Here is a 4,822-nt window from a genome sequence, read left to right as displayed (position 1 = left end):
GAGAGAGAGTTCATGGTATCTGACCGTCTCACATTTAAAGAGATGTGCGCGGAATTTGATGTGACACCGCGCACGTTGCGGTACTACGAATACATCGAACTTTTGCAGCCGGACCGTGAAGGACGCGCGCGTTTTTACGGCCCGCGTGAACGCGCCCGTATGAAACTGATCCTGCGCGGCCGGAAATTCGGGTTTCAGCTCGAAGACATACGCCAGTGGCTGCTGATCTATGAGAATGAAGGCAATGAGGCCCAGATGAAAGCCTGGCTTGAACTGGCCAACCGTCAGCTGGGCCAGCTCGCTGAGGACCGCAAGCAGCTTGACGAGGCCATCGACGAGCTGACGCGTCTGCGCAACGACACGGCAGCCTCGCTCGACTGACGGCCCAGACCCCGGACATGCATCAGAAACAGCACGCGCGACGGCCCGGACAGGCATAAATCCGCCCGTCCGTTGCCTGCCTGCGGCGCTTTGTCTCTTGTGATACCGGCTTACCGTCGCGTCAGCACGTGACCCTTTCAAAGTGACGCAACGTTCGGGTTACGTAAACGTGAGCCCCTGTTGTAGCTACTGGCCTGAACCTTATTTGTGCGTCGAACCGATGCAATGAGAGTGAGACGTATGTCAGAGACCTATATGACGATCCGCGAAATGTGCGACGCGTTTGAAGTGACGCCGCGCACCTTACGATTCTACGAGGCCAAGGAACTGCTGTTCCCGGTGCGTGAGGGCCAGAAACGGCTTTTCACGAAGCGTGACCGTGCGCGGCTGAAGCTGATCCTGCGCGGCAAGCGCTTTGGTTTCAGCCTCGAAGAGATCCGCCAGCTGCTCGACCTTTACGGCGCCGGCGATCAGGGCCGCTCGCAGCTGATGCGGTCTTTTGAAGTGGCACAGAAGCGGATGAAGGATCTCGTTGATCAGCGCGATGCGCTCAACGAAGCGATCCGGGATCTCAACGACCAGCTGAAATGGGGCGAACAAATGATCGCTTCGATGAATAAGGCCCCGAAGGCCGCAGAATAAGCCTCAACCACCGACTCTGAGGGAGAGTAATCATGCCCAGCTACACACCGCCCGTCAAAGACATGCAGTTTGTTCTGCACAACGTTCTGAACATCACCGGCCAGGAAACACCCGGGTATTCAGACCTTGAGGCAGATTTTACCTCCGCCATCCTCGAGGAAGCCGGCAAGCTGACCTCAGAGGTTCTGGCCCCGCTTAACGTTGTAGGAGACACAGAAGGCTGCAAACTCGAAAACGGTGTGGTGCGCACACCCACAGGGTTCAAAGCAGCCTTTGATCAGGTGCGCGAAGGCGGCTGGCCCGGTCTGGACATGCCCGAACAGTACGGCGGACAGGACATGCCTTACGTGATCGGCACGGCGGTGGGCGAGATGTTTTCTTCGGCCAACATGGCCTTTACGATGTATCAGGGCCTGACCCATGGTGCGGCCTCGGCCATTCTCGCACACGGAACCGACGCGCAGAAAGACACGTACCTGCCCAAAATGGTCTCCTGCGAGTGGACCGGGACAATGAACCTGACCGAGCCACACTGCGGCACCGATCTGGGGCTGATGCGGACCAAAGCCGAACCGCAGGACGACGGCAGCTATAAAATTACCGGCCAGAAGATCTTTATCTCAGCCGGCGAGCACGACATGGCCGACAACATCATTCACCTGGTGCTGGCGAAAATTACCGGTGCTCCCGAGGGCATCAAAGGTGTCTCTCTTTTCATTGTGCCGAAATTCATCGTCAAAGACGATGGTGGCCTGGGCGAACGCAATCCGGTCGCGGTCGGTAAAATCGAAGAGAAGATGGGCATCCACGGCAACTCTACCTGTGTGATGAACTATGACGGCGCCACCGGCTATCTGCTGGGCGAAGAGCACAAAGGCATGCGCGCCATGTTCACGATGATGAACGAAGCGCGTCTGGGTGTCGGCATGCAGGGCCTGAGCCAGGCCGAAGTGGCCTATCAGAACGCGCTGGATTATGCCAAAGACCGCCTGCAGGGGCGCGACGTCACCGGGGCGAAAAACCCTGATGGCCCGGCAGATCCGCTGATCGTGCATCCCGATATCCGCCGCTCACTGATGGACCAGAAGAGCTTTGCCGAAGCGGGACGTGCCTTTATTCTGTGGGGTGCGACGCTCATTGACGCCGCCCACCGTGGGCAGGACAAGGAAGCCGACGGACTGGTTTCGCTGCTCACGCCGGTGATAAAGGGTTTCCTGACCGATCAGGGCTATGACATGACCATCAAAGCCCAGCAGGTCTATGGCGGGCATGGCTATATTGAGGAATGGGGCATGTCGCAGTTCACCCGCGACGCCCGCATCGCGATGATTTATGAGGGCGCCAACGGCGTTCAGGCGCTGGACCTGGTGGGCCGCAAGCTCGCACAGGACGGCGGCAAGCATGTGATGGCCTTTTTTGATCTGGTTAAAGGTTTTATCAGGGATAACGCTGGTCAGGACGCGGATTTCGATCGCGAATTCCTCGATCCGCTGAAAGCCGCGAGCAAGGATCTGCAGGCCGCCGGCATGTATTTTATGCAAAACGGCATGAAGAACCCGAATAACGCACTCTCAGGGTCTTATGACTTTATGCATATGTTTGGACATGTGTGCCTGGGACTGATGTGGGCGATGATGGGCAAAGCTGCCCGTGACGCGCTGGCTGAGGGTGCTGCGGACACGGAATTCTACGAGACCAAGCTTGCAACCGGCCGCTACTATATGGCGCGACAGTTGCCGGGTACGGCCCTGCACCTTGCGCGCATTCAGTCCGGTGCTGATACTGTTATGGCGCTGGACGCGGCAAACTTCTGACGGCAGTCTCGGGGGCACTGCCCCCGAAACCGCTTCAAGAAGGAGCCTGCCCCATGCCCAAGCGTTTCCGCCTGACCCGCCGTTTTCCTGTCGCCATGACAGAGGACGGCTATCGCAGACTGAAACGCTTTGCCTCTGAGGCCGGACTGGATGAGGGAGAGGCGCTGTCGTTTCTTTTTGAAAACTTTGACAGCGTGATCAACGAAGAAACTTTCGGACATCGGCTGCGTTTGTTCAACAGCGAGCTTGATGCGCGCAAGAAGTAACGCGCGGACGAACGGGGGGAGGACAGGAATGACGGACCGGCAAACAGCCTGGATGACGGACGAGCACCGCATGATCGCGGATATGACCGCGCAGTTTATCTCAAATGAATGGGCCCCCCGTTTTGAAACCTGGCGCAAGCAGGGCGAAATGGACCCTGCGACCTGGGAAGAGGCCGGCGCGCTTGGCCTGCTCTGCCCCTCCGTGCCCGAAGAATATGGCGGTGCCGGCGGCGATTTCGGCCATGAAGCCGCGATCCTGATTGAGGCTGCGCGCGCCAATCTTGCAAGCTGGGGCCACGGCATTCATTCCGGCATCGTAGCGCATTACGTGCTGGCCTATGGCACGCAAAAGCAGAAAGAGCGCTGGCTCCCGCGCATGGCCTCCGGTGAACTGGTCGGCGCGCTCGCAATGACCGAGCCCTCGACCGGCTCAGACGTGCAGAACATAAAAACCCGCGCCCTGAAAAAGGGGAACGCGTATCGCCTGTCGGGGCAGAAAACATTTATCACCAACGGCCAGCATGCCGGGCTGATCCTGGTGGCTGCCAAGACCGATCCGGGCGAAGGCGCCAAAGGCGTCTCGCTCGTGGCACTGGAGACCGACGGCGCGAAGGGTTTTCAGCGCGGGCGGAACCTCGAAAAGATCGGGCTGCATGCCTCTGACACTTCCGAGCTCTTCTTTGATGACGTGGAAATTCCGCCCGAGAACATTCTCGGCGGCACGGAAGGCCAGGGCTTTTATCAGATGATGCAGCAATTGCCTCAGGAGCGGCTGATCATTGCCTGTGGCGCCATGGGAGCCATGGAAGGCGGGCTCACGCGAACCGTTGCTTATTGCAAAGAACGCGAGGCTTTTGGCGGCCCCCTGACGCAGTTCCAGAATACCCGGTTCAAACTGGCGGAATGCGCCACGAAAACCGCTGTCGCGCGGGCGTTTCTTGATGAATGCATCCGCGGACATCTTGATGGCGCGCTTACCGTCGAAAAGGCCGCGATGGCAAAATACTGGCTGACCGATACTCAGGGCGAGATCCTCGATGACTGCCTGCAACTGCACGGCGGCTATGGATACATGCAGGAGTACGACATCGCCGGTATGTGGACCGACGCGCGTGTCCAGCGCATCTATGGCGGCACAAATGAAATTATGAAGGAACTGATCGCCAGATCGCTCTGAACCCTACAGCCGCCCGCTCCCGCCTGCCGGCGGGAAATACAACGGGGTGCGCCGCAGACCGCAAAGGCTGCATCCCGACCCCGAAGACCGCAAAAGGAACTGACCCATGACGATAAAACTGCACTGCTTCGGTGAAAGCGGCAACGCGTATAAAGCGGCTCTGGCCCTCGAGCTGTCCGGGCTGGAATGGGAAGCGGTCCCGGTCGATTTCTTTGGCGGACAGACCCGCAGCCTGGAATACAGACGTGATATCAACGAGATGGGTGAAGCTCCCGTGATGATTGACGGCGATATCCGCCTGACACAGTCCGGCGTCATCCAGGATTACGTTGCGGAAAAATCGGGCAGGTTCGGCGGCAAGGACGCAAACGAGCGCCGTGAAGTGCTGCGCTGGATGTTCTGGGACAATCACAAACTCAGCTCTCAGGCCGGGATGACCCGTTTTCTGATGAATTTCCTGCCCGAAGACAAACGTCCGCAGGAGGTCATCGGCTTTATGCAGGGCCGGCTCAAAGCGGCCTATACCGTGCTGAACGACCGTC

Annotated in this window: 6 protein-coding genes; all 6 read left to right on the top strand. The window is 58.6% G+C overall.

Annotated features, from left to right (window positions below; all coding sequences use genetic code 11):
* Nucleotides 1–12: 12 nt before the first annotated feature.
* Entirely contained in the window at nucleotides 13–381 is a 369-nt protein-coding gene (locus tag Q0M35_RS17345) for a MerR family DNA-binding transcriptional regulator (RefSeq protein ID WP_295317513.1), read from the top strand.
* 240 nt (nucleotides 382–621) lie between these two features.
* On the top strand, nucleotides 622–1,023 hold the full coding sequence (locus Q0M35_RS17340) for a MerR family DNA-binding transcriptional regulator (protein WP_295317512.1): 402 nt from the start codon (nucleotides 622–624) through the stop codon (nucleotides 1,021–1,023).
* 32 nt (nucleotides 1,024–1,055) lie between these two features.
* Nucleotides 1,056–2,837 (top strand): acyl-CoA dehydrogenase C-terminal domain-containing protein, encoded by a 1,782-nt coding sequence (locus tag Q0M35_RS17335; RefSeq protein ID WP_295317511.1) that lies wholly within the window; start codon nucleotides 1,056–1,058, stop codon nucleotides 2,835–2,837.
* A gap of 53 nt (nucleotides 2,838–2,890) precedes the next feature.
* Complete coding sequence (locus Q0M35_RS17330) at nucleotides 2,891–3,103, top strand: hypothetical protein (protein ID WP_295317510.1); 213 nt, start codon at nucleotides 2,891–2,893, stop codon at nucleotides 3,101–3,103.
* Nucleotides 3,104–3,131: 28 nt separating this feature from the next.
* On the top strand, nucleotides 3,132–4,280 hold the full coding sequence (locus Q0M35_RS17325) for an acyl-CoA dehydrogenase family protein (RefSeq protein WP_295317509.1): 1,149 nt from the start codon (nucleotides 3,132–3,134) through the stop codon (nucleotides 4,278–4,280).
* Nucleotides 4,281–4,386: 106 nt separating this feature from the next.
* The coding region (locus tag Q0M35_RS17320) for a glutathione S-transferase N-terminal domain-containing protein (RefSeq protein WP_295317508.1) at nucleotides 4,387–4,822 on the top strand (436 nt) is incomplete at its 3' end.

This window comes from Roseobacter sp., assembly GCF_024639605.1.
Lineage (GTDB): Bacteria > Pseudomonadota > Alphaproteobacteria > Rhodobacterales > Rhodobacteraceae > Roseobacter.
The sequence above is the reverse complement of the archived record's forward strand: the minus strand, read 5'-3'. Positions and strand labels throughout refer to the sequence as shown.